Below are 25536 nucleotides of genomic sequence, written 5' to 3' on the forward strand. Positions count from 1 at the left end.
CTCCTAGACCATCAACACCATGGCTTCGACGACAGGCTTCTTGCCCCAAAGCCGGTTTGCCTCGCGCCGGACGGCCTGCCGCACCGTTTCCTCCACCTCGTCCTCGTCCCGGCGGGCCTTGTTGCCCATCTTGGCAAATGCGCGTTCGGCAGCATCGGCCAGCGCGTCAAGAAATTCCTCGATATCATTGTCGCCGGAGTCTGGTACGCCGAGCGCCCGCAGGTCCGGGCCGGAGACGATCTCGCCCTTGCCGGAAACGGCCATCGCCAGGCTGATTGCTCCGGCATAGGCCATCTTGCGCCGCTCACGCATGGAGTTGGCTTCTGCATCGACGATGAAATTGCCGTCAAGATGCAGCCGGCCAGCCGGCGCCTCGTCGATAATGCGCGCGCCGTCAGCATTAATGGCAATCAGACTGCCATTCTTCGGAATGACGGCCGAGGGCACACCCAGCTTCCGGGCGTAGTCCGCATGCTCGATCAGGTGGCGCGCTTCGCCATGCACCGGAATGGCGACTTTTGGCTTCGCCCATTCATACATCTGCTTCAGCTCGTCCCGGCAGGGATGGCCGGACACGTGAACATGACGGTCGCGCTCGGTGATGATCTTCACACCGCGCAAGGCCAGCCGGTTCATCAGGTCGAAAATGCTACGCTCATTGCCGGGGATGACGCGTGAGGAGAAGATGACGGTATCGCCATCGCCCAGGCTGACATTGCGGTGCTCGCGGTCGGCAATGCGCGACAGCGCCGCGCGCGGCTCGCCTTGCGAGCCTGTGCAGACAAAGGCGATCTTGTCATTGGGGAAATAGCCCGCCTCTTCCTCCTCCACGAACGGCGCACATGATTGCAGGAGCCCCACAGATTTCGCGGCCCCGGCCATGCGGTGCATCGAGCGGCCAACAAGGCACACCCGCCGTCCATTGGCCTCTGCGGCGAGGATGGCGGTCTCCAGGCGCGCAACGTTGGAGGCAAAGGCGGCAATGGCGACCTTGCCCTTCTGTTCGGCGATCACCTTGGTCAGATTCTCGCGTACGCCGCCCTCCGACCCGGCTTCACCCGGCGTGAACACATTGGTGCTGTCACACACCATGGCCAGGATGCCCTCCCGGCCCAGCGCCTTGATGGCTTCGGGGTCGGTGGGCGCGCCAATCAGCGGTTCAGGATCAATCTTCCAGTCACCGGTGTGCAGGATAAGGCCCGCAGGCGTACGGATGGCAAGCCCGTTCGGCTCAGGGATGGAGTGGGTCAGCGTGATAAGTTCAAGGTCGAACGGGCCGATATCGAACCGGCCGGTCAGCGAAATCTCGCGCACCTTGGCTTCGTTCGACAGGCCGCGTTCGGCCAGCCGGTCACGCATCAGATAGGCGGTGAAGGGCGTTGCCCAGATCGGGCAGCGCAGGCGCTCCCAGAGATAGGCGACCGCGCCCATATGGTCTTCGTGCGCATGGGTCAGCACAATGCCCAGAAGCTGGTGCTTGCGCTCCTCGATAAAGCGCGGATCGGGCATGATCACGTCAATGCCCGGTGTCGACAGATCCCCGAATGTCACCCCGCAATCAACGATGATCCATTTGCGGTCCTCTTCCGGCCCGAAGCCGTAGAGGTTCAGATTCATGCCGATCTCGCCCGAACCGCCCAGCGGCAGGAAATAGACCGTGTTTTCACTCTCACTCACGCCTCAGACTCCTTTGCGGACGCTATTGAGGCGCCAGACTTCCAACAGGCCGCGAATGGTCACATCCGCGTCAAAATGATCGATTGCGCCAGACGCGCCTTCAAACAGGGAGGCCACACCACCGGTCGCGATGACCGTCATGGGCTGGCCATACTCTGCCCTGATCCGCCTGATCAGCCCGTCAATCAGGTCGATATAGCCCCAGAACACGCCCGACTGCATGGCGCCGACCGTGTTCTTGCCGATGACCCGGTCGGGCTTTTCGATGGCAATGCGCGGCAGTTGCGCCGCGGCGTTGTGAAGGGCCTGCATGGACAGGTTGATACCGGGCGCGATGATCCCGCCCTCGAACACGCCGTCGGCAGAGACCACGTCAAACGTCGTCGCCGTACCCGAATCCACAATGACCAGATGGCCGGGATACTTAACCCGGCAGCCCAGCGCGTTGACCAGCCGGTCCGCGCCCGCCTCGCCCGGCCGGTCGATATTGACCGAAATGCCGAGATTGACACCGGCATCGCCGATAACCAGCGGCTCGGTCTTCAGATAGCGCCGCGACAGGTTGCGCAGATTGAACAGCGATTGCGGCACCACCGAGGAAATCACACAGGCCGACAAATCGTCAAAGCTCAGCCCCTGAAGCCCCATGAGCTGGGCCAGCCAGACGGCATACTCGTCTGCGGTGCGCGGGCTGTAGGTGGCCGTGCGCCATTGCGCGCGCCAGTCCTGGCCGTCATGAACGGCAAATAGCGTATTGGTATTGCCGCAATCAATCGCCAGCAGCATCGCATTCAGCCTTGTGGGTTAGCGGGAAAGAAGACGTCGCCTGCGGAGATAAGCCGTCTCGTGCCATCTGCCAAATCCAGCCGCAGCGCACCATCCGGCATCAGATCGGCAAAAATGCCTTCGACGGTCTCGTTTTCCAGCCGCGCGGCGACCCTCTCGCCCAGACCGTGCGCGCGGGCGAGCCAGGCATCACGTATCGGCGCGAACCCGGCAGCCTGCCAGCGCTGAAGCCAGGTGTCGAAATGATGGGCCAGCCGCTCTCCGGCATGCGCCGGATCAGCTGCCGCGCCATGGGCGGCAAGGCTGGTCGCAGGACGCTCGGAATCTTCCGGGTGATGGGCGAGGTTCACGCCAATACCGGCGGCGAGCCACAGACCGCCGCCGGGCGCTGCGCCCGATTCCAGCAATATGCCGCACACCTTGCTGCCCTCGATCAGTACGTCATTGGGCCATTTCAGGCGCGGATTGAGACCGGGCACGAGTTCCTCGACGAGATCGGCGACGGCCAGGGCTGCCGCAAAGGAGAGGCGCGCCGCATCTCCGGCGCTGGTGTCGAGCACATAAAGTCCGGTGATGAAGAGATTACCCGGCTTGCTGACCCATTCCCGTCCACGCCGCCCGCGCCCCGCGCCCTGACGGTCTGCGCGGATCCAGACCGGCCCGCGCTCACCGGCGAGCGCCCGGCGCCGGGCCTCTTCATTGGTGGAGTCTATCTCGGCATAGTGATCGATGCGGACGGGCATCTAGCCGCCGATTGCCGAGCCCGCCTCGATGACACGGGTAAGCATGAAGGGCACGAGCAGGAGCAGGCCCACCGTGGCGATACCCGTCACGCGCGTGATGATGGCGACGCTGGCGGGCGGATTGATGAACTCGCCGCCCGTCGGCTCGTCGAACCAGACACGTTTCAGGATCATCAGATAGTAGGCAATCGAGATCGCGGAGAAGAGGCCGCCAATGACCGCGAGCCACACCAGCCCTGCCTGAACGGCGGCATAGAACACGAACAGTTTGCCGAAGAAGCCGACAAGGAAAGGCATGCCGCCAATCGAGAGAAGCAGGCCGGTGAAGGCGAGCGCAAGCCCGGGGCGCGATTTGGAAAGCCCGGCCAGATCCTCGATCCGCTCCACCATGCCTTCAGCGCGGCGCATGGACAGGATCACGCCGAACGCGCCCGCCACGCCGATGACGTAGAGCGTCATGTAGAGCAGCACGGCCCACACGGCCGCTTCGCTGGCCGCAGACAGGCCAACCAGCGCGTAGCCCATATTGCCGATGGAGGAATAGGCCATCAGGCGCTTGATGTTGGTCTGCAAGAGCGCGCCCAGAGCGCCGATACCCATGGAGAGGATCGCCAGAATGATGGTGATCTGCTGCCACTGGTCGGCCATGGCGCCAAACGGCTCCATCAGCACGCGGATGAGCAGCACCATGGCGGCAAGCTTCGGTGCGGTGGCAAAGAAGGCGGCAACCGGCGTCGGCGCGCCCTCATAGACGTCCGGCGTCCACATATGGAAGGGCGCAGCGGAGATCTTGAACGCCAGCCCGGAAACCACGAACACGAGGCCGAAGACAAGGCCCACAGACGGGTTCTCGGCCGCCAGCGCAATCGCGCCAAACTCGGTTGATCCGGCAAAGCCGTAGACCAGCGATGCGCCATAGAGCAGCAGGCCGGAGGAGAGCGCGCCCAGCACGAAATATTTCAGGCCCGCTTCCGAAGCGCGAAGGCTGTCACGGTTGAAGGCGGCAAGAATGTAGAGCGCGAGCGATTGCAGCTCGAGCCCCAGATAGAGCGCGATGAGATCGCCGGCCGACACCATGACCGACATGCCAAGCGTCGCCAGCAGGATCAGCACGGGGAACTCGAAACGCGCGAGGCGCTCAGTGCGCAGATAATGCCCGGCCAGCACCAGAGCGATGGCGGCAGCCAGATACACCACCGCCTTGGCATAGAGCGAGAAGCTGTCGAGCACGAAGGCGCCAAAGAAGGCCGTCCCACCCCCTTGCGGCGCCAGAAACACCGCCACGCCGGCCGCGAGGATCAGCAGCGCCATCGCCGCCAGCGAGACCAGACGCGCCGCCGTTTCCTCACCCTTGATGAAAACTCCGGCCAGCAACAGGCCCATCGCACCGACCGCCAGGATCAGTTCGGGAATGATGAGGCTCAGATCAGCCAGAAGCGCAGGTCCGGTCATGGGCATCAAGCCTTGAAGTTTACGGGTTGGCGGAGGCGGCCAGCGCCCCCTGATATTGCGAGATCAGCGCTTCAACCGAAGCGGTGGTGATATCGGTGATCGGGGTGGTGAAGAAGCCGAGCCAGATGGCAAGGAAAGCCAGCACGCCGAGGTTTATCCACTCACGCCAGTCCAGATCCGTCGCCGTTTCCAGCTTCGGGTTGGTCAGCTCGCCAAACACGACCTTCTTGTAGAGGGTCAGCATGTAGACGGCCGAGACGATCACGCCGAAGGCGGCGCCAAAGGCGACGCGCGGATCATACTCGAACGCACCCATCATGGTCATGATCTCGCCGACAAAGCCGGACGTACCCGGCAGGCCGACATTGGCCATGGTGAACAGGGCGAAGAAGGCGGCATAGACCGGCATCTTGTGCACAAGCCCGCCATAGAAGGCGATATCACGCGTGTGGAAGCGGTCATAGATCACGCCCACGCACAGGAAGAGCGCGCCGGAGATCACCCCGTGCGAGATCATCTGGAAGATCGCCCCCTGCACGCCGAGCGCATTCATGGTGAAGATACCCATCGTCACAAAGCCCATGTGAGCGACGGACGAATAGGCGATCAGCTTCTTGATATCGGTCTGCCGGAAGGCGACCAGCGAGGTGTAGATGATCGCGATCACCGAGAGCACCATCACCATCGGCGCGAAGAAGGCGCTGGCGTCGGGGAACATCGGGATCGAGAATCGCAGGAAGCCATAGCCGCCAAGCTTCAACAGGATACCCGCCAGGATCACCGAGCCGGCCGTGGGGGCCTCAACGTGCGCATCGGGCAGCCAGGTATGGACAGGCCACATCGGCATCTTCACCGCGAACGAGGCGAAGAAGGCGAGCCACAGCCATGTCTGCGCATCGCGCAGGAATTCATGTTCCAGCAGAACCGTGATGTCGGTCGTGCCGGACACCACGAACATGTAGATCATCGCCACCAGCATCAGCACCGAGCCGAGGAAGGTGTAGAGGAAGAATTTGAAGGCCGCATAGATGCGGTTGGCCCCGCCCCAGACCCCGATGATGAGGAACATCGGGATCAGCGAGCCCTCAAAGAAGATGTAGAAAAGTACCAGGTCCAGCGCGCAGAAAATGCCGATGACCAGCGCTTCGAGCAGCAAGAAGGCGGCCATGTAGTCGGCCACGCGCTTTTCCAGCTTCCAGCTGGCCAGAATGCAGATCGGCATCAGGAACGCCGTCAGCAGCACGAACAGCACCGACAGGCCATCAACGCCCATGCGGTAATTGATGCCAAGCGCTGTGAGCCAGTCGGCCTGCTCCACGAACTGGAAGCCGGGCTGGGCGGTATCAAACTCGACGACCAGCAGGATCGACAGAGCGAATACGAACAGCGTCACGAACAGGGCCACGCCGCGCGCATTGCGGTCCAGCGCCGGGCGGTCTTCGGCGCGCATCATGGCACGCAGCACAAGGATCGCTATCGCGCCAAGCGCCGGCAGGAAGGTCAGCGCAGAAAGGATGGGCAGTTGTCCCAGCATGCCTATTGTCCCCCGGCCCGAGCGACCAGCCAGACGGCAAGGCCCAGAACGCCGATCAGCATCACGAATGCGTAGTGATAGAGATAACCCGACTGAAGGCGCACGATCCGGCGGCCAGCCTGCATCACCGTGCCGGCGACGCCGTCCGGCCCAAACCCGTCAATGATACGCCGGTCTCCCACCTTCCAGAACAGATCGCCAAGCCCGCGCGCGCCGCGCACAAAGATGAAGTCGTAGATCTCGTCGAAATACCATTTGTTGGCGAGGAAGCTGTGGAGCGGACCCCCGCGTGCGGCGATCTTCGCGGGCAGGCCTTCCTTGACCACATAGAACCAGTAGGCGAGCACAAAGCCGAGCACGGTGACGGCAATCGGGCTGAACAGCACCCAGGTGGGCGGATGGTGGCCATGGGCCCCTTCCCCGTAATTGCCCTCCGCATACGGTCCGGGCGGCAGGCTGCCACCCCAGAATTCCAGCGCGCCGCGCGCCACGAAATCGCTGCGGAACAGGCCACCGGCAAAGATAGCGCCAATCGCCAGCAGAAGCAGCGGCACGATCATCACCCACGGGCTCTCATGGGCGTGGTCAAGCGTGTGCTTGTCGCCGCGGAACTTGCCGTGGAAGGTCATGAAGATGAGACGCCACGAGTAGAAGGAGGTCAGGCCCGCCGCGATGATCGCCACGACAAAGGCGAAATAGCCGAACGTCACGCCGTCCGCGCCCGCCATGAAGGCTTCCTCGATGATCATGTCTTTCGAGAAGAAGCCGGCAAAACCCAGATTGAGCAGCGGAATGCCCACACCCGTCAGCGCCAGCGTGCCGATAATCATCATCAGCCACGTCACGGGCAGCAGCTTGTAGATGCCGCCCATATTGCGCATGTCCTGCTCGTGATGGAGGCCGTGAATGACCGAACCGGCACCCAGGAACAGGAGCGCCTTGAAGAAGGCATGCGTGAACAGGTGGAACATGGCTGCCGAGTAGAGGCCAAGCCCCGCCGCGAAGAACATGTAGCCCAGCTGCGAGCAGGTCGAGTACGCGATCACGCGCTTGATATCGTTCTGCGCAAGGCCGACAGTGGCCGCAAACAGGGCCGTGGTGGCACCGATAAAGGTGATGATGGCCGAGGTGTTCGGCGCCAGCTCGTAGATAGGATAGCAGCGGCAGACCAGGAACACGCCCGCCGTCACCATGGTAGCGGCGTGGATGAGGGCGGAGACCGGCGTCGGGCCTTCCATCGCGTCCGGCAGCCAGACATGCAGAAAGAACTGCGCCGATTTGCCCATCGCCCCGATGAAGAGCAGGAAGGCGATCAGCTCCAGCGCCATGAACTCAAGGCCGAACAGGGTCAGCGTCTGCACGGTGCCGTCATCGACCTGACCAAAGACGGTATCGAAATCCAGCGTGCCGAATACGGCAAACACCGCCATCACGCCGAGCGCGAGGCCGAAATCGCCCACCCGGTTCGTCACGAAGGCCTTGATCGCCGCGTCATTGGCCGACTTCTTCTTGTACCAGAAGCCGATCAGCAGGTAGGAGGCGAGACCCACGCCTTCCCAGCCGAAGAACATTTGCAGGAAGTTGTCCGCCGTCACCAGCGACAGCATGGCGAAAGTGAAGAGCGACAGATAGGCAAAGAAGCGCGACCGGTGCGGGTCGTCGGCCATATAGCCCCAGGAATAGACGTGAACGAGCGCCGACACGCTCGTCACCACGACCAGCATCACGGCAGAAAGCGAATCCAGCCTGATATCCCAGCTGATGTCGAAATTGCCTACGGCCATCCACTGCGCCAGCTCGTAGGTGCGCGCATTGCCGAGGATTGCGACGTCAACAAACAGCCAGGCAGACGCCAGCGCGGCTGCAATGGTGGCCCCGGTCGTGATGAGCTGGCTGGCGCGCGTGCCGATCTGCTTGTGGAACAGGCCGGCAATGATGGCTGCCAGAAGGGGTCCGAAAACGACGATAAAAGCCATGATAGCCGCTCTAGCCCTTCATCAGGTTGACGCCCTCAACCGCGATATCACCGCGGTTGCGGAAGAAGACGACGAGGATGGCGAGGCCCACCGCGGCTTCAGCCGCCGCGACCGTGAGGATCAGCATCGCGAAGACCTGCCCGGTCATGTCGCCCAGATGGGAGGAGAACGCCACCATGTTCACGTTCACCGCCAGCAGGATCAGCTCGATCGACATCAAAAGGATGATGACGTTCTTGCGGTTCACGAAAATGCCGAACACGCCGATCGTGAACAGGATCGCGGCCAGCGTCAGATAGTGCCCCAGACCAATCTCGAACATTAGCCGATCCCCTCGCCCGATTTGACTTCGACCAGCTCGACGCCTTCCTCGCGGCGGCGCTGCACCTGGCGCGCGATATTCTGGCGGCGTACGCCCTCGCGATGGCGCAGGGTGAGCACGATGGCCCCGATCATCGCCACCAGCAGCACCAGGCCCGCCAGCTGGAAGAAGAAGACGTAGCGGTCATAGAGGATGGAGCCCAGCGCCTCGGCATTGCTCATATCCGGCGGCACCGGCGTCTGCAGCGCTGCGCCGGCCGTGTCCGACACCACCCAGCTGATGCCCGTGAGGGAGAGAATGCCCACGAGTGCAAGCGCAACCGCGCCGCCAAGCGGCAGATAGCTTAAAAAGCCCTCTTTCAGCGCGGCAAAGTCCACATCCAGCATCATCACGACGAAGAGGAAGAGCACCGCCACCGCGCCCACATAGACAATGACCAGCAGCATGGCGAGGAACTCGGCCCCCAGCATCACAAACAGGCCAGCTGCGGAGAAGAAGGTCAGGATCAGGAACAACACGGCACGCACCGGGTTGCGTGCGGCCACCACCATGAAGGCGGAGATCACCGCCGTCCCTGCCAGAATGTAAAACGCCGCTGCCTGCAGCATGGTCCCCCCTTGGGCCGGAACCGGCCGTGGGCTGTCTGGTCAATTACAGCGCCGGAAAGGCTTTCCGGGCCGGGTTAATATGAGTCGGGCGCCCTTCTAGCGTTACCGGTAGCGGGCGTCGAGTTCGAGGTTCCGGGCAATCTCACGTTCCCAGCGGTCCCCGTTCTCGAGAAGTTTTTCCTTGTCGTAGTAGAGCTCTTCGCGCGTCTCGGTCGCGTACTCGAAATTCGGGCCTTCCACGATGGCATCAACCGGGCAGGCTTCCTGGCAGAAGCCGCAATAGATGCATTTGACCATGTCGATATCGTAGCGCGTCGTCCGGCGTGAGCCGTCCTCGCGCGGTTCGGCCTCGATGGTGATGGCCTGGGCCGGGCACACCGCCTCGCACAGCTTGCAGGCGATGCAGCGCTCCTCGCCATTGGCGTAGCGGCGCAGGGCATGCTGGCCGCGGAAGCGGGGGCTCAGACGCCCCTTCTCGAACGGATAGTTCACAGTCGGCTTGGGCCGGAAAAGCTGGCGCATGCCGAGGCCGAAAGCGCCCCAGAAATCCATCAGGGCGGCTCCGCGCAGGGTTTGGGCGATACGGCTCATGAGGAGGTCCTAGCTTGCATTCGAGTAGACAACGACAGCGCCCATCACCGCGACCGCGACAAGCGAGGTCGGCAGGAAGATTTTCCAGCCAAGGCGCATCAGCTGGTCATAGCGGTAGCGGGGCACGAGCGCCTTCACCATGGCGAACATGAAGAACAGGAACAGCACTTTCAGCGCGAACCAGAAGACCGGCGGTATCCAGGTAAACGGCGCGACATCAAAGGGCGCGTGCCAGCCGCCCAGGAACAGCACCGTCATCAGCGAGCACATCAGCACGATGTTCAGATACTCGCCGATCATGAAGAGCAAATAGGGTGTGGAGGAGTATTCCACCTGATAGCCCGCCACCAGTTCGGATTCCGCTTCCGGCAGGTCAAACGGGGGGCGGTTGGTCTCTGCCAGCGCCGAGATGAAGAAGATCACGAACATCGGAATGGTGATCGCGAACACCGGCCAGGGCAGAAGGTCGAACGACAGAACATGCCAGTTCCAGAAGCCGCCACCCTGCGCCATCACGATCTCGGAAAGGTTCATCGTGCCGGCCATCAAAAGAATGGTGACAATCACGAAACCGATGGAAACCTCATAGGAGACCATCTGCGCAGCAGAGCGCAGCGCGCCCAGAAACGGATATTTCGAGTTCGAGGCCCAGCCGCCAATGATGATGCCGTAGACACCCAGCGAAGAAATCGCGAACAGGAAGAGAATGCCGACATTGATGTCGGAAATCACCCAGCCCGGCGCGACCGGGATCACCGCCCAGGCGATGAAGGCGAGCGTGAAGGTGATCAGCGGAGCGAGGATGAAGAGCGGGCGGTCCGCCCCTGCCGGAATGACGATTTCCTTCAGCACGAATTTCAGGAAGTCAGCGAAGGACTGCAACAGGCCGAACGCGCCGACCACGTTGGGGCCCTTGCGCATCTGCACCGCCGCCCAGACCTTGCGGTCCATCAGCAAGAGGAAGGCCAGTGACAGCAGCAGCACAACCATGAAGGCGAGGATCTGGCCCACCGCCAGCGCCGTGCCCCAGACCGGACCGAATTCGGTGACGAAATCGTTCATCAGCCCCTACTCCGCTGCCTGCAGCGTGGCGCGCGCGGCCTTCGCCGCAGCCGAGCACTCCGCCATCGTTTTCGACGCCCGCGCGATGGCGTTCGTCAGGTAGAAATCCTTCACCGGGCTGACGAAGGGCTCAGAGGAAACCTCGCCTGCCTCGCCCAGCGTGGACGGATCAAAACTGCCCGTGCCTTCTGCGCCCGGCGCGTGATCGATCTGGCCGAAGCTCTCGATCTCCTCGATGAGCTTTGCCCGCAGCGCGTTCAGGCTGTCATAGGGCAGCGTCCTGTTCAGACGCGCCGACAGCGCCCGGAAGATCGCCCAGTCTTCTTTGGCTTCGCCTTTCGGGAACACGGCCCGGTCGGCGAGTTGCGCGCGGCCTTCGGTGTTCACGTAAAGCCCCGGCTTTTCGGTGTAAGCCGCTGATGGCAATATCAGATCAGCGCGCATGGCGCCGGCATCACCGTGATGACCGGCATAAATGACGAAGGCCTTGCCGAGCTTGGCCGTGTCGATCTCGTCAGCGCCCAGCAGCACGACCGTATCCACTTCGCCCTTTCCCGCACCATCCAGGATAGCCTGGGTATCACGCCCGCCCTCACCGGGCAGGAAGCCGAGATCGAGAGCGCCTACGCGGCTGGCAGCCGTGTGCAGGACGCTGAATCCGTTCCAGCCCTCGCGCACCACGCCGGCGGCCTTGGCCAGCTCTCCGGCGGCGCGCAGCACCTGCGCACCATCGGCGCGCGCAGTGGCGCCGCTGCCCAGAATGATGATCGGATTTTTCGCGTCTTTGAGCGTCTTGATGAAGCCGGAACGCTTCTTGGCAAGCGCGCCGATCGCGTCGGGTCCGCTGCCCAGATGTTCATAGGGATAGGTAAGGTCTACCGCCTCGCCGATCATCGCCACGTCCAGCTTGCCATTCAGCCAGCGCTGGCGGATGCGGGCATTGAGCACCGGTGCGTCGACGCGCGGATTGGTGCCGATGAGCAGGATCGCGTCGGCCTTGTCGATACCGGCAATCGTCGTGTTGAAGAGATAGCCTTCACGCGGGCCGCCGCCGAGTTTCGAGCCATCCTGACGGCAATCGAGCGATTTCACGCCCAGCGCGTCGAACAGGTCCTTGGCGGCTTTCAGGCCCTCGGTGTCGTTGAGGTCACCGGCGATCACGCCGATTTTCGATGCGTCGCCGGAGAGTTTCTCCGCCGCAACAGTCAGCGCTTCATCCCAGCCAATGGCGGTGAGTTTGCCGCCCTTGCGCACATAGGGCTTGTCGAGGCGCTGACGGCCGAGGCCGTCCCACACAAAGCGGGTCTTGTCGGAAATCCACTCCTCGTTCACGCCCTCATGGATGCGCGGCAGGATGCGCAGCACAGCGCCAGAACGGCTGTCCACGCGGATATTGGAGCCAATCGCGTCCATCACGTCGATGGTCTCTGTCTTGGTCAGCTCCCAGGGGCGGGCGTTAAAGGCATAGGGACGCGAGGTGAGCGCGCCGACGGGGCACAGATCGATGACATTGCCGGAGAGCTCCGACGTCATGGACTGTTCCAGATAGGTCGTGATCTCCATGTCCTCGCCGCGCCCGATGGCGCCAACTTCCGGCACACCGGCAATCTCGGTGGCAAAGCGCACGCAGCGGGTACACTGGATGCAGCGCGTCATCACGGTCTTGATGAGCGGCCCCATATACTTGTCTTCGACCGCGCGCTTGTTCTCGCCATAGCGCGAGCCTGCGCGGCCATACATGAGCGACTGGTCCTGCAGATCGCACTCGCCGCCCTGGTCGCAGATCGGGCAGTCGAGCGGGTGGTTGATGAGGAGGAACTCCATCACCCCTTCGCGCGCTTTCTTCACCAGCGGAGAGAGCGTGCGCATGGCAGGCGGTTCGCCATTGGGCCCGCCGCGCATGTCACGCACGAGGAAGGCGCACGACGCCACGGGCTTGGGCGCACCCACCAGCTCCACAAGGCACATCCGGCAATTACCGGCCACCGACAGGCGCTCATGATAGCAGAAGCGCGGAATCTCGCGGCCCGCCGCCTCGGCAGCCTGCAGCAGGTTATAATCCTGCGGGACGGTGATCTCTTCGCCGTCAATGATGATGGTGCGCGTATTCTCGCTCATCAAACCTGCTCCACGGCCCCTTCGGGCTTCAAACCTTTGTCAGGGCGCCTTCGCCCACTACAGTCGTCCACTCGCGCACGTGCCAGTTCGCGATCAGCCCGTTCTTCACATACGGGTCTTCGTTCGCAAACCGCTCGGCGACGCTCTTGTCTTCACCCTTGAATACCAGAACCGCGCCATCGGCGGGGTCGGCCAGCGCACCGGCCAGCACCAGCTCGCCGCGCGCCTGAAACTCGCGCGCGAGACCCAGGTGCGCGGAGCGAAACTCGCCCCGGCGCTCCATGTAGTCAGAAGCGGTCTCGTAGAAGAGGATGAAGTGTTTCTCGGTCATGCCGGTTTGACCTCCCCTTCCGAAGTGCCGACAAGAATGCCGAAAAGCGCGCCCGCTACGGCTGCCGGTACACCAAGCTGGACCAGAACGTCCAACGCAAGCCACGCCGTCTCCATCGAGACTGCCGCAGCATCAAACCTGATAGCGTTATCCAGAACGAACAGCACGAATACGCAGCACGGAAGAACCAGAAACGTCACAGCGCCTCGGACAGCGCGCCGCGACAAAGCCGCCGAAGGCCAGAAATTTCGCACTACGGTCCATACCGGAACGCAAATCGCCGCGATGAGCGCCAAATAGACCACGGCTGACAAGGCGAAGAAAAAACCAGTCCGGTGAAAGTGGGGATCATCAAACCAATGCCCGCCAACCGCAGGCTCTGAATGGCCCACGTTCAAAGATACCTCAAGAACCAACGCGCTCACCACGCTCATTGCGAGCGCGGCGGCGAAGATGGCCAGAGCATATCTACCGAACAGCGACATAAATCCCCTACTCCGCTGCGACCGGGACAAACACCGGCTTGCCGGCGCGGTAATTATTGATCCGGTCCTCGATCTCGTGGCGGAAATGGCGGATCAGGCCCTGCACCGGCCAGGCCGCCGCATCGCCGAGCGCGCAGATCGTGTGGCCTTCCACCTGGCCCGCCACGTCGAGCAGATCATCAATCTCGCCGATCTCCGCTTCGCCGCGCGCCATGCGCTCCAGCACACGCCACATCCAGCCCGTACCCTCACGGCACGGCGTGCACTGGCCACAGCTTTCGTGCTTGTAGAAATAGCTGATGCGGGCAATCGCCTTCACCACGTCTGTGGAGTTGTCCATCACAATTACGGCAGCGGTGCCAAGGCCCGATTTCACATCGCGCAGCGCATCGAAATCCATCAGCACGTCATCGCAGATGTCTTTGGGGATTAGCGGGACGGAAGACCCGCCCGGAATGACGGCTTTGAGATTGTCCCAGCCGCCGCGCACGCCGCCGGCATAGGTCTCGATCAGCTTTTTGAGCGGGATCGACATCGCCTCTTCCACATTGCACGGCGCGTTCACATGGCCGGAAATGGAGAAAATCTTGGTGCCGGAATTGTTCGGACGGCCAAACTGGAGGAACCACTCCTTGCCCCGGCGCAAAATGGTCGGCGCAACGGCGATCGATTCCACATTGTTCACGGTCGTCGGGCAGCCATAAAGGCCCGCACCGGCCGGGAATGGCGGCTTCATGCGCGGCTGGCCCTTCTTGCCCTCCAGACTTTCCAGCAGCGCCGTTTCCTCGCCGCAGATATAGGCCCCTGCGCCATGATGGATGTAGAGGTCGAAATCCCAGCCGTTCACATTGTCCTTGCCGATCAGCTTGGCCTCATAGGCCTCGGCAATGGCCGCTTCCAGGCGCTCGCGCTCATGCACGTATTCGCCGCGGATATAGATGTAGCAGGCATGAGCCTGCATCGCGAAGCTGGCGACAAGGCAGCCTTCAATGAGGTGGTGGGGATCATTGCGCATGATCTCCCGGTCCTTGCAGGTGCCCGGCTCGGATTCATCCGCATTGACCACCAGATAATGCGGGCGCGCGCCCACTTCCTTGGGCATGAACGACCATTTGAGACCCGTCGGGAAGCCTGCCCCGCCGCGTCCGCGCAGGCCGGAACCCTTCATCTCGTCGATGATCCAGTCACGGCCCTGCTGCAGGATTTCGGCCGTGCCGTTCCAGCACCCACGCTTCTTCGCGCCCTCAAGGCGCCAGTCATGGCGGCCATAGAGATTGGTGAAAATCCGGTCTTTATCGTGAAGAAGCATTATTCAGCATCCTTCTTCGGAGCAGGTTTCTTCGCCGCAGGCTTTTTGGCCACGGGCTTTTTCGCGGCAGTCTTGGCGGCCGGCGCCTTTTTCGCCCCGGTCTTTTTCTCAACCGCTTTGGCGGTCACCTTCTTCGGACCGGACGTTCCAATTTTGGCGGCGTCGGCGGCCTTTGCCGCCTTGCGCGGCGCGCTTTTTACCGCGCCGCCAGCCTCGTCCGCGTCGGCCGCTTTGCGGGCCGGACGCCCCTTCTTGACGGGCGCCGGGTCTTCAGACTGCTCGGCCGCCTTGGCCTCCGGCGTGTTGGGCAGGTAGGGCAAGGGCCGCGCACGGCTGCCATCATAAAGTTCGGCCGCGGCCAGAACGGCCACGTCAGCCTCCGTCGGTTCGGAGCATTTACGCCCCGTAACCGGACCCATCTCCACCGGCTTGCCGGCGGCCAGGTCATCGAGAATCCGTTCCAGCGCCTCAGCCGTCAGATCCTCGTAATAGAAATCGCCGTCCTTGTTGGCGATCTGCACCATGGGCGCGTTCGAGCACGCGCCAAGGCACTCCACCTCTTCCCAGGAGAACTTGCCATCGGCGCTCACACTGCCGCGCCCTTTCTTGCCGATGCGCTTCTCGCACACCGCTTTGAGATCATCGGCCCCGCGCAGCCAGCAAGGCGTAGTGCCGCACACCTGGATCAGGTGCTGGCCCACCGGCTCCAGATTGAACATCGTGTAGAAAGTCGCGACTTCGTAGACGCGGATATAGGGCATCTCGCAACGCGCCGCGATCTCACGCAGGGCCGGCTCGGACACCCACCCCTCCTGCTTCTGGGCCAGCCAGAGCAGCGGAATGACGGCGGACGCCTTCCGGTCTTCCGGATATTTGTTCATCCAGAACGCAATCTTCTTCTCGCTTTCCTTTGAAAACGTGAAGCTTTCCGGTTGCACTTCGGCGGCGGCAAGACGGCGGACGCTCATCCCGGCTACCCTTCCCTTATAAAGTCGACGCGCGCGATCACATCATCGCGCACGGTGTAAATGACAACGAGATCGACTGGCGCGGATTTGCCCCGGCCTTCCAGCCAGACCCGCTCATGATCGATCACGCGAGACCCGATGACCGCGCGGTGCACGGCGATGGCCTCTAGCCCTTCGCTCCTGAACCGCTCGGCATAGCGCGCCCGAAATGCCTCCTGCCCCTTGAGGCTCAAGACGCCCGGAAAATCATAGACTTCCACATCATCGGCAAAGCAGGCACAGAAGGCGTCCAGATCGCGCGCATTGTACGCAGCGAGCTGGGCCTGCGCGACCAGCGCCGGACCTTTCGCAGCTTCAGCGATGGCGTGGGCGGCGAGCATTACCGGTCCACCTCACCGAACACGATGTCGAGCGAGCCGAGAATGGCCGAGACATCAGCCAGCATGTGGCCCTTGTTGAGATGGTCCATGGCAGCAAGGTGGGCAAAGCCCGGCGCGCGGATTTTCACACGGTAGGGCTTGTTGGAACCATCAGCGACCAGATAGACACCAAACTCACCCTTGGGCGCTTCCACAGCGGCATAGCAATGGCCTTCGGGCACATGGACGCCCTCGGTGTAGAGCTTGAAGTGGTGAATGAGCGCTTCCATGGAGCGCTTCATCTCGGCGCGGCGCGGCGGTGCGAACTTGGTGTCGGTCGGCAGAACCTCGCCCTGATTTTCAGGCTTGGAAAGCCATTCACAGCATTGCTGCATGATCTTGCAGGACTCGCGCATCTCCTCCATGCGGACGAGATAGCGGTCATAGCAATCGCCGTTCTTGCCAATCGCGACCTTGAAATCGAGCTCGTCATAGACCTCGTAGGGCTGCGCGCGGCGCAAATCCCAGGCCATGCCCGAGCCGCGCACCATCACGCCGGAAAAGCCCCAGGCCAGCGCATCTTCCTTTGAAACGACGCCGATATCGGCATTGCGCTGCTTGAAGATGCGGTTATCGGTCAGAAGCGCGTCAATATCGTCGAGCGCCTTGGGGAATTCCTCACACCATTTCGCGATATCGTCGATCAGCGTCTGCGGCAGGTCCTGATGGACGCCACCGGGACGGAAATAGTGCGCGTGCAGGCGCGCGCCCGACGCACGCTCGTAAAAGATCATCAGCTTTTCGCGCTCTTCAAAGCCCCAGAGCGGAGGGGTCAGCGCGCCAACGTCCATCGCCTGCGTGGTGACATTCAGCAGGTGATTGAGGATACGGCCGATCTCACAATAGAGCACGCGCACATACTGGCCGCGCTTCGGGACAGGAATGCCGGCGAGCCGCTCCACCGCCAGACAAAAGGCATGCTCCTGGTTCATCGGCGCGACATAATCCAGCCGGTCGAAATAACCGATGCCCTGCAGATAGGTCTTGTGCTCCAGCAGCTTCTCGGTGCCGCGGTGCAACAGGCCGATATGCGGATCAACGCGTTCGACCACCTCGCCATCCAGCTCCAGCACCATGCGCAGCACGCCGTGCGCGGCCGGGTGCACCGGGCCGAAATTGATCGTGAAATTGCGGACTTCCTGTTCGGCGGGCGTATCGGTCACAGCGGCGCACCTCCGTGCAAGAGCGGGTAGCGAGTAGTGAGTAGCGAATAACGGGCGCACTCTGACGTCCGGTCTTCAAGGTGGCGTGCGGCGGCGATGCTCATGTCTTTTCTACCCACTCACTGCGCTTTCTCATCACCGGGAATGACGAGCCTGGCGCCTTCCCACGGCGAGAGGAAATCGAAGTCGCGGTATTCCTGGACGAGATTCACCGGCTCATAGACAACGCGCTTTTGCGACTCGTCATAGCGAACCTCGACAAAGCCGGTCAGCGGGAAATCCTTGCGCAGCGGGAAACCCTCAAAACCGTAATCGGTGAGGATGCGGCGCAGATCCGGGTGGCCATCAAACACTACGCCATACATGTCGAACGCTTCACGTTCGAACCAGTTGGCTGCCGGATAAATGTCCACCACGCTGTCGACGTTCGCGTCCTCCGCCACCGTCAGCAGCACCCGGATCCGCGTATTATTGTGCATGGACAGGAGGTGGTAGACGACATCGAAACGGTCAGACCGCGAGGGCCAGTCGACACCGCAAATATCGATAAGCGTGGTGAAACGGCAGGCCGGGTCATCACGCAGGAAGCGCAGCACCTTCTTCACCCGGTCCCGGTGAATGGTCAGCGTCAGCTCGCCATGGGCAATGGCGTGCTCGCGCACATCCTCGTTCAGCGCATCATCGAGATGGGCTGCCAGTTCTGAGAGGGTATCGGGCTTGCTCAACGGAGGGGCTCGCTTGCTCTGACGGTTTCAACTAGCGCTCGATCGTGCCTTCACGGCGGATTTTCTTCTGCAGCTGGAGAATGCCATAGACCAGCGCCTCGGCGGTCGGCGGACAGCCCGGAACGTAGATATCGACCGGCACGATCCGGTCACAGCCACGCACCACCGAATAGGAATAGTGGTAATAGCCTCCGCCATTGGCGCAGCTGCCCATGGAAATCACGTAGCGGGGCTCGGGCATCTGGTCATAGACCTTGCGCAGGGCCGGAGCCATCTTGTTGGTCAGCGTGCCGGCCACGATCATCACGTCGGACTGGCGGGGTGAACCGCGCGGCGCGGCTCCGAAGCGTTCGAGATCGTAGCGCGGCATGGCCGCCTGCATCATCTCGACCGCGCAGCACGCCAGACCAAACGTCATCCACATCAGCGAGCCGGTGCGCGCCCAGGTGATGAGATCGTCGGCACGCGCCACCAGAAAGCCCTTGTCAGCCAGCTGGTCTGACAGGCCGTCGAAGAACGGGTCATGTTTTTTCGGGTCATAGGCGGGAACGCCGGTGCGCGCCGCGCCGAGTGCCGGAACAGTGGGATTTGCCATGATCGCTTACTCCCAGTCCAGGGCGCCCTTGCGCCACTCATAGAGGAACCCGACGGTCAGCACGCCGAGAAATACCATCATCGACCAGAAGGCGAAGATATTGCCTTCGAACATCGGGAATATCCAAGGGAAGAGGAACGCCACTTCCAGGTCGAAAATGATGAAGAGGATCGCCACCAGATAGAAGCGCACATCGAACTTCATGCGCGCGTCCTCGAAGGCGTTGAAGCCACACTCGTAGGTCGAGACCTTCTCCGGATCAGGATCGGACGGCGCCAGCACCGCCGCTGCCACGATGAAGCCGATCCCCATTGCCAGTGCGATGGCAAAGAAGATCAGAACGGGAAGGTATTCCAGAAGTACCGCGTCCATGGTCCGCCCTGGCGTAGCTGATCAGCCCCGGAAGCCGCAACGCAGCCCTGCCGCGCCCGACCGTTACAAAAGCCCCTGACAGAAGAACGGGCCTTCTGTCAATTTGGGCGGAAGCTAGTGCGCACCGCCCGCGCCCGCAAGCCGTATGAGACATCAATTGAAGCGCATATTGCCGCTGCAAGCACCTGTTTTTGCGAGCCATTCTCATCTAGCTGGGCCAAACTCAGTTCCGGTTCATCTAAGCGACGGAAAATAGGCCTTCATCGCGTTGGACGTGATGAACCGGTTCCGGCTAAAGCGGACCCTTCAACATTCTTGCGAGCAGAAGCAGATATGAAAAAATTCCTCCTCCCCGCCCTGGCCATCGTCCTTGTTGCATTGGCCGGGTTCTGGGCGTGGCAGTCATTTGCGCCGTCCGGCGAAGGCAGGCTTCAGGTCGAGACCGGCAGGATCGAAGCGCGCGACCTGTCGCGTCAGGTTGCCTCGACCGGCTCGATAGCGCCCCTCATCACCGTGGAGGTGGGCTCGCAGCTTTCCGGCCAGATACTGGAGCTGATGGCAGACTTCAACGACGAGGTGGAAGCCGGACAGGTGATTGCCCGGCTGGACCCGCAGACCTTCGAGACCCGCGTCCGCGAGGCCCAGGCGAGCCTGGAGGTGGCGCAGTCCCAGGTTTCGGTCAGCCAGGCCAATCTGACCCGGGCGCGCGCCGAGGCGCGCGAAGCGCAGCGCGCATTCGAACGTGCTCGCGAGCTGACCGAGCGCGGCACCTATTCACAGGTGCAGTTCGACGCCGCCGAGACGGCGCGTGACACCGCACAGGCCTCTGTCCAGGTGGCCGAAGCCAATCTGCGAAATGCCCGCGCCACGCTCGACCAGCGCCAGGCCAGCCTGGAAAGCGCGCAGGTTGATCTGGAGCGCGCCACCATCCGCTCCCCCATTGACGGGGTTGTAATCGACCGGCAGGTCGATGTTGGCCAGACGGTGGCCGCCAGCCTCAACGCGCCGGTTCTCTTCATCATCGCGCGCGACCTTTCGCGCATCCAGATCGAGGCCCGGGTAGACGAATCCGATATCGGCCAGATCGCGGTAGGCCAGCTTGTCACTTTCGAAGTTGATGCTTTCCGGGAACGTGAATTCTCCGGTGAAGTGCGTCAGGTCCGCCTTGCCGCGATCGCCGAACAGAATGTTGTCACCTACACGGTCGTAATCGAGGCGGACAATCCCGGTCAGCGCCTGCTGCCGGGCATGACGGCCAATGTGAACATCATTACCGGCGATGTTGAGGGCGCACTGACCGTTCCGGCCACGGCTCTGCGTTTCCAGCCGCGCGGAGCCGCAGAAAGCCTGGTTGCCCCCGGCAGCGCGGGCAATAGCGGCGGGCAGAGCGAGCGCGGCAATGCAATGATGGCCCGCCTGCTGGATCCGCTGGAGCTGCCCGCCGACCGGCGCGCACAAGCCGAACAGGCCCTCCGGTCGGCTTTTGAGACCATGCGCCGCAGCGGCCCGCCAGGCGCGGGCGGCGGCGGGAACATGCAGGCCATGTTGCAACGCGCGCTTGGCGATGTACTGACCCTTGAAGAGATGAACCGCCTGACGGCGATGATGGCGGAGGCCCGCAGCGGCCAGGGCCGCCGCGGCACTGCAGGCGCCGAAATCCAGCGGGGTACCATCTGGGTCCAGCGCGCCGACGGGCGGCTGGAATCGCGCCCTGTGCGCGTCGGGCTGTCGGACGGTCAATATACCGAGGTCATGGGCGAAAGCATAAGCGAAGGGGAGAACGTTGTGGTGCGCGTGCGTGAGGTGCGCTGATGGCTGCCCCTGCAACACTGATTAGGGCGCGCCAGCTCTCGCGCGTTTACAAGCTGGGCGGAGGCGATGTTCATGCCCTGCGCGGTATCGATTGCGATATTGCCGAGGGCGGTTATGTCGCCGTGATGGGCGCGTCCGGCTCGGGCAAGTCGACCTTCATGAACATGCTCGGCGCACTCGATACGCCCAGCGGCGGGGAACTGACCATTGCCGGACAGTCGCTGCTGAACCGCACACCCGATGAGCTGGCAGCGTTCCGCAACCAGACTGTCGGCTTCGTCTTCCAGCAATTCAACCTGCTGCCGCGCACCCCTGCAATCGACAATGTCGCCCTGCCCCTGCTCTATCGCGGCATGCCGGCCGCTCAGAGGCGCGAACGGGCAGCAGCCTGTCTGGAGATGGTAGGCCTGGGCGACCGTATGGATCACCACCCCTCGCAGCTTTCGGGCGGCCAGCAGCAGCGCGTCGCGATCGCCCGCGCCCTCTCCAATGAGCCGCGTATCCTGCTGGCCGACGAGCCCACGGGCGCCCTCGACTCACGCACGTCTGAAGATGTGATGGACATTTTTGACCAGCTGAACGCATCCGGCATCACGCTCATACTCGTCACGCACGAGGCTGAGGTGGGCGCACGGGCCAGACGGCGCATCGTGTTCCGGGACGGCCGGATCGTGGAGGACATCCAATGAATTTTGCTGCTGCTGTCAGCGTCGCCCTCAACGCGCTGCGCGTGAACGCGCTGCGCAGCTTTCTGGCCATGCTGGGCGTGATTATCGGCGTCGGCTCGGTGATCGTGATGATCTCGATATCCCAGGGCGCCAAAGCCGCCGTAGACGCACAGATCAGCGCCCTGGGTGCAAACTCGCTGCAATTGCGTCCCGGCTCATCTTTCCGGGGCGGGGTGCGCGGCGGCTCCGGTTCGGCAACACCGCTGAGCGATGAGGATGTCGAGGCGCTGCGTGAAACTGTGCCCTACGTTATCGCGGCAGCCGGCATCATCCAGCAACGCGGACTGACGGCCGTGGTCGATGGCGTCAACTGGTCCACCGAAGTGGCCGGCACACATCCGGACTATTTCATCGTCCGGGACTGGGACATTGTTGAAGGACGGGCTTTCACCGTGCCCGAGCTCGACGGCGCCGCGCGGGTTGCCGTGATTGGCCGGACCGTCGCCAACGAACTGTTTCCCGCGGGCGGCGCAATCGGGGCAAGCTTGCGCATAAGCGGGGTTCCGCTTGAAGTAGCCGGCATACTGGCCGAGCGCGGGCAGTCCAGCTGGGGCCAGGACCAGGACGATGTGATTTTCGTGCCCGCAACAACCATGCGCAACCGTCTGGGCGGGCTTTCCACGGCTGGGGTCCGCAACCCGGTCCAGTCGATATGGCTGGGCATCGACCGTGCCCGCAACATGGAGGCCGCCACAGAGGAGATTACCGATCTGATGCGCGTGCGGCGGAACATACGCATTGGCGGCACGGACGATTTTGCCGTCGTCAATTTTGCCGAATTCCTGCGCGCCCGCAACGAGACGGAGAGCCAGCTGGGGCTGCTGCTGGCCGCCACAGCGGTGATCTCGCTCGTCGTTGGCGGGATTGGCATCATGAACATCATGCTGGTGTCGGTGACCGAACGCACACGAGAGATCGGCCTGCGCCTGGCCATCGGGGCAAAGCAGGCCGATATTCGAAACCAGTTCCTGATCGAGGCGGTGGTGTTGTGCGTGGCGGGCGGGCTCGTCGGCATGGCGTGCGGCGCCATTGGTGCCCTGGTCGTGGAATCGATGGGGCAGTTTCCCGTTTCGATCGAGCCCATGATCGCTTTTGTCGCCATCGGCGCAGCAGCCGGCGTCGGCATATTGTTCGGCTTCTATCCCGCGCATCGTGCCAGCCGGCTGAACCCGATCGACGCGCTGCGCTACGAGTAGGCGCCTGCCGCTTCACCAAACGAAAAAGGCCGCTCCGGACAGGAGCGGCCTTTTTCGTTTTTCTCTGGAAGAAGTGGCGCGAGTGACGGGGCTCGAACCCGCGACCTCCGGCGTGACAGGCCGGCACTCTAACCAACTGAGCTACACCCGCTTGGCACTTCTTCATCGGGGCTGGCCCCGAACGAGACGCGTTACTTAATCGGCGTGTTCTGGCCGGTCAAGCCGGTTCGGTCAGACCGCTGCGACGAAATACACAGCCTCCTGACCCTACCCCGAATAATAGCTGCGATAGTTCTTGTAATAATAGGACGAGCCCTCATACCCGTAGCGGGCCTGCGCGTTCATATCGACCTGCGCAAGGGCAACGCCGAGCACATTCGCCCTCACATCGTGCAAGGTTTCCAGTGCGCTGGCAGCGGCCTCGCGCGGCGTCGTCTTCCATTTCACATTCATCACCACCGCATCGGCCCTCGCGGCGATAACCCGTGTATCGGTCACGGCCAGAACGGGCGCTGTATCAATCAACACCAGATCATAACGCTGGCGCAGAACGGCCATGAGGGATTTGAAGGCGTCGGAATTGAACACGTCACGCGGGGTAAACTGGGATTCGACAACAGGCAGGATGTGAAGCCCCTGCTCGGCATCCGCCACCAGCACCTCATCCAGCGTGCAGTCGCCAGACAGCACTTCCAGCAAGCCCTTCGCCGCCTGCGGAGCGGCAGCCTTGGTCAGCAGGCGGCGGCGCAGATCACAATCCATGATCAGCGTGCGCGACCCCGACATCGCGGATATGCGCCCGAGCGAATAGGTCGTGGTTGTCTTGCCCTCGCCCGGCAGCGCAGACGTTATCGCCACCGTCTTGTGTGCGGCATCAATGTTGGAAAGCAGGATCGCCGAACGGATCACGCGGAAGGCTTCTGCAATGCCGGAAAGCGGGTTCTCGCGGATATAGTCGTAAGGCTGATCGCTTTTGCCGGATCTCTTCCGGCCGAACCGCCCCTGCCCCAGCAGCGGCACGGATGCGATATGCGCCACGCCCAGCTCGCGCTCGACATCGGCTTCGGTGCGCACCCCGTTATCAAATACCTCCAGCAGAACGATGGTACCCGCCCCCGCCATGCCGGCCAGAATAAGGCCCATGGCCAGATTGAGCATCCAGTTGGGCGCGCTGGGTTCCAGCGGCACCGGCGCGCGCGCAACGATACGCGCATCAGCCGTCGTTAGGTCGTCCTGTTCGCTCGTCTGACGGAAGCGGTTCAGGAAGGATTCGAACAGTGTGCGCGAGGCCTCCGCCTCCCGCTCGAGTTCACGCAGACGCACCAGCGCCCGGTTATTCGTGACCAGCTCGTCGCGGAAACCCGCCAGCGTGTTTTGCAATGATGCCACCCGCTGACGGGCGACATTCACCTCGGTCTCCAGCCCGGCGACAATGCGTTGTATTTCACGGCTGATCTGCTCTTCCAGATCGGCCACCTCGCGTTCAACGGCCAGAAACTCCGGGTGACGCGGGCCATAGCGCGATGCCAGATCACTGCGGCGGCGGCTGGTCTCGGTCTGCTGGGCTCGCAAGGCCCGGATGGTTTCCGAGCGCAGCACCTCGCCGATCGTGTCGAGCGACGCACCGCGATCCAGCTGCGTCTGAACGCTGCGCAGGGACGATTCGGCAGCCGACAGTTCGGCCCGCTGAATGGCAAGCTGTGCATTGAGATCCGAAATCTGCTGTTCGGTCAGGCTGCTGCCGCCCGCATCCAGCAGGCCGTTCTCTGCCCGGTAAAGCTCTACAGCTTGCTCTGCCGTGCGCACTTCCTCGCGCAGCACATCCAGACGCTGATTCAGCCAGGTATTGGCACGCTCGGTCGCGTCGAATTTCGCTTCCAGCTGGGACAGCAGATAGAGATCGGCGAAGGCATTGGCGATACGCGCGGCCTTGGCGGGATCTTCCGAGCGAAATGCGATCGATATGACATAGGTCATCCCCGAACGGCGCGCAGAAAGCCGGTCCAGCACCGCCGAGGTTACCGACTCCAGCGTACGCTGGCCGTCATCGACGCCCGGACTGGCGGCCTGGGAGGGCACGAGTGCGGACAGAAAGTTGCGCACGGCGCTCGTAATAGCCCCAAGGCCCGATGGCTCGCGCAGCTGGCTGTTGAATTCCGGGTCGGCCGTCAGATCCAGCCTCTCGATCACGGCGAGCGCCAGCGAGCGGCTCTGGATAAGCTGCACCTCGGTGTCCAGCGCCTGTGCATCGGAGCCCACGCCGGTCAGCACGGCCTCGATATCGACAACCTGGGACTGGCGGGAATCGATGATGACACTGGCTGTCGCCGTGTATTGCGGCGTCATTTGCATGGTCACGATGACCGTCAGCGCGAACACCGCGAAGGCCACTGCGGCGAAAACCGGCAGACGCCGGCGGAATATCCGCCACAACTGACGCAGATCGACCAGCTCGTCCCCGGCGGCCTGATCGGCATGCAGCGGCTGCTCGCCTCGATTATACGCCATGACTACCCCGGATATTCGACTAGGCGGCCTCGCAGGCACTCACGCGTTAGCGCGAG

22 protein-coding genes, 1 tRNA gene and 2 pseudogenes are annotated in these 25536 nt (G+C 62.7%); 3 read left to right on the forward strand and 22 right to left on the reverse strand.

What is annotated here, in order from left to right; all coding sequences use genetic code 11:
- Positions 1-3: 3 nt before the first annotated feature.
- The 20 genes and pseudogenes from IEV75_RS03350 to IEV75_RS03445 all read right to left on the reverse strand — a co-directional run bounded on the left by IEV75_RS03350 (position 4) and on the right by IEV75_RS03445 (position 19236).
- Positions 4-1617, reverse strand: a complete 1614-nt coding sequence (locus tag IEV75_RS03350; protein WP_188451260.1) for a ribonuclease J — start codon at positions 1615-1617, stop codon at positions 4-6.
- Between the two features lie 63 nt (positions 1618-1680).
- Positions 1681-2463 (reverse strand): type III pantothenate kinase, encoded by a 783-nt coding sequence (locus IEV75_RS03355; protein WP_188451132.1) that lies wholly within the window; start codon positions 2461-2463, stop codon positions 1681-1683.
- A 5-nt stretch (positions 2464-2468) separates the two neighbouring features.
- Positions 2469-3206 carry a biotin--[acetyl-CoA-carboxylase] ligase gene (locus tag IEV75_RS03360; RefSeq protein WP_188451133.1) on the reverse strand — a complete coding sequence of 246 codons (738 nt, stop codon included), beginning with the start codon at positions 3204-3206 and terminating at the stop codon, positions 2469-2471.
- Positions 3207-4658 (reverse strand): NADH-quinone oxidoreductase subunit NuoN, encoded by a 1452-nt coding sequence (gene nuoN, locus IEV75_RS03365; RefSeq protein ID WP_188451134.1) that lies wholly within the window; start codon positions 4656-4658, stop codon positions 3207-3209. It abuts the gene before it with no gap.
- A gap of 19 nt (positions 4659-4677) precedes the next feature.
- Positions 4678-6192 carry an NADH-quinone oxidoreductase subunit M gene (locus tag IEV75_RS03370; protein ID WP_188451135.1) on the reverse strand — a complete coding sequence of 505 codons (1515 nt, stop codon included), beginning with the start codon at positions 6190-6192 and terminating at the stop codon, positions 4678-4680.
- A gap of 2 nt (positions 6193-6194) precedes the next feature.
- On the reverse strand, positions 6195-8168 hold the full coding sequence (gene nuoL, locus IEV75_RS03375) for an NADH-quinone oxidoreductase subunit L (RefSeq protein ID WP_188451136.1): 1974 nt from the start codon (positions 8166-8168) through the stop codon (positions 6195-6197).
- A gap of 10 nt (positions 8169-8178) precedes the next feature.
- Complete coding sequence (nuoK, locus tag IEV75_RS03380) at positions 8179-8490, reverse strand: NADH-quinone oxidoreductase subunit NuoK (protein ID WP_188451137.1); 312 nt, start codon at positions 8488-8490, stop codon at positions 8179-8181.
- Positions 8490-9098, reverse strand: a complete 609-nt coding sequence (locus IEV75_RS03385; protein WP_188451138.1) for an NADH-quinone oxidoreductase subunit J — start codon at positions 9096-9098, stop codon at positions 8490-8492. Before IEV75_RS03385 ends, nuoK begins: the two co-directional genes overlap by 1 nt.
- 102 nt (positions 9099-9200) lie before the next feature.
- Positions 9201-9689 carry an NADH-quinone oxidoreductase subunit NuoI gene (gene nuoI / locus IEV75_RS03390; protein ID WP_188451139.1) on the reverse strand — a complete coding sequence of 163 codons (489 nt, stop codon included), beginning with the start codon at positions 9687-9689 and terminating at the stop codon, positions 9201-9203.
- 9 nt (positions 9690-9698) lie between these two features.
- The gene (nuoH, locus tag IEV75_RS03395; RefSeq protein WP_188451140.1) at positions 9699-10751 is read right to left on the reverse strand and encodes an NADH-quinone oxidoreductase subunit NuoH; all 1053 of its coding nucleotides are present in this window, start codon (positions 10749-10751) and stop codon (positions 9699-9701) included.
- A 6-nt stretch (positions 10752-10757) separates the two neighbouring features.
- A complete protein-coding gene (gene nuoG / locus IEV75_RS03400) occupies positions 10758-12869 on the reverse strand; it encodes an NADH-quinone oxidoreductase subunit NuoG (RefSeq protein WP_188451141.1) in 2112 nt (703 codons plus the stop codon).
- A 28-nt stretch (positions 12870-12897) separates the two neighbouring features.
- On the reverse strand, positions 12898-13200 hold the full coding sequence (locus tag IEV75_RS03405) for a YciI-like protein (RefSeq protein WP_188451142.1): 303 nt from the start codon (positions 13198-13200) through the stop codon (positions 12898-12900).
- Positions 13197-13685, reverse strand: coding sequence for a hypothetical protein (locus IEV75_RS03410; protein ID WP_188451143.1), 489 nt, complete (start codon positions 13683-13685; stop codon positions 13197-13199). Before IEV75_RS03410 ends, IEV75_RS03405 begins: the two co-directional genes overlap by 4 nt.
- 7 nt (positions 13686-13692) lie before the next feature.
- Positions 13693-14994 carry an NADH-quinone oxidoreductase subunit NuoF gene (gene nuoF, locus IEV75_RS03415; RefSeq protein WP_188451144.1) on the reverse strand — a complete coding sequence of 434 codons (1302 nt, stop codon included), beginning with the start codon at positions 14992-14994 and terminating at the stop codon, positions 13693-13695.
- Between the two features lie 260 nt (positions 14995-15254).
- Positions 15255-15962 (reverse strand): annotated as a pseudogene (nuoE, locus tag IEV75_RS03420) (NADH-quinone oxidoreductase subunit NuoE); the annotation flags it as partial.
- Between the two features lie 5 nt (positions 15963-15967).
- Positions 15968-16342: a nuclear transport factor 2 family protein gene (locus IEV75_RS03425; RefSeq protein WP_188451145.1), complete on the reverse strand. Its 375-nt coding sequence runs from the start codon at positions 16340-16342 to the stop codon at positions 15968-15970.
- The gene (locus tag IEV75_RS03430; protein ID WP_188451146.1) at positions 16342-17544 is read right to left on the reverse strand and encodes an NADH-quinone oxidoreductase subunit D; all 1203 of its coding nucleotides are present in this window, start codon (positions 17542-17544) and stop codon (positions 16342-16344) included. Before IEV75_RS03430 ends, IEV75_RS03425 begins: the two co-directional genes overlap by 1 nt.
- Before the next feature lie 119 nt (positions 17545-17663).
- On the reverse strand, positions 17664-18269 hold the full coding sequence (locus IEV75_RS03435; protein ID WP_188451147.1) for an NADH-quinone oxidoreductase subunit C: 606 nt from the start codon (positions 18267-18269) through the stop codon (positions 17664-17666).
- Positions 18270-18300: 31 nt separating this feature from the next.
- Positions 18301-18901: pseudogene (locus IEV75_RS03440) on the reverse strand (NuoB/complex I 20 kDa subunit family protein).
- Positions 18871-19236, reverse strand: a complete 366-nt coding sequence (locus IEV75_RS03445) for an NADH-quinone oxidoreductase subunit A (RefSeq protein ID WP_188451149.1) — start codon at positions 19234-19236, stop codon at positions 18871-18873. The pseudogene IEV75_RS03440 and the gene IEV75_RS03445 overlap by 31 nt, the downstream one beginning before the upstream one ends.
- Before the next feature lie 333 nt (positions 19237-19569).
- Between IEV75_RS03445 and IEV75_RS03450 the strand changes: the two genes are divergently transcribed.
- From IEV75_RS03450 to IEV75_RS03460, 3 genes are read left to right on the forward strand one after another with little or no spacing between them, the layout of a single operon-like run.
- On the forward strand, positions 19570-21048 hold the full coding sequence (locus IEV75_RS03450) for an efflux RND transporter periplasmic adaptor subunit (RefSeq protein ID WP_188451150.1): 1479 nt from the start codon (positions 19570-19572) through the stop codon (positions 21046-21048).
- A complete protein-coding gene (locus IEV75_RS03455) occupies positions 21048-21737 on the forward strand; it encodes an ABC transporter ATP-binding protein (protein ID WP_188451151.1) in 690 nt (229 codons plus the stop codon). The genes IEV75_RS03450 and IEV75_RS03455 overlap by 1 nt, the downstream gene beginning before the upstream one ends.
- Complete coding sequence (locus IEV75_RS03460; protein ID WP_188451152.1) at positions 21734-22972, forward strand: ABC transporter permease; 1239 nt, start codon at positions 21734-21736, stop codon at positions 22970-22972. The genes IEV75_RS03455 and IEV75_RS03460 overlap by 4 nt, the downstream gene beginning before the upstream one ends.
- A gap of 74 nt (positions 22973-23046) precedes the next feature.
- On the opposite strand, the gene IEV75_RS03465 is transcribed toward IEV75_RS03460, so the two are convergent.
- A tRNA-Asp gene (locus IEV75_RS03465) sits at positions 23047-23123 on the reverse strand.
- Between the two features lie 116 nt (positions 23124-23239).
- A complete protein-coding gene (locus IEV75_RS03470; RefSeq protein WP_188451153.1) occupies positions 23240-25480 on the reverse strand; it encodes a GumC family protein in 2241 nt (746 codons plus the stop codon).
- Positions 25481-25536 lie beyond the last annotated feature (56 nt).

It is taken from the genome of Glycocaulis albus (assembly GCF_014639075.1).
GTDB classification, from domain to species: Bacteria; Pseudomonadota; Alphaproteobacteria; order Caulobacterales; family Maricaulaceae; genus Glycocaulis; species Glycocaulis albus.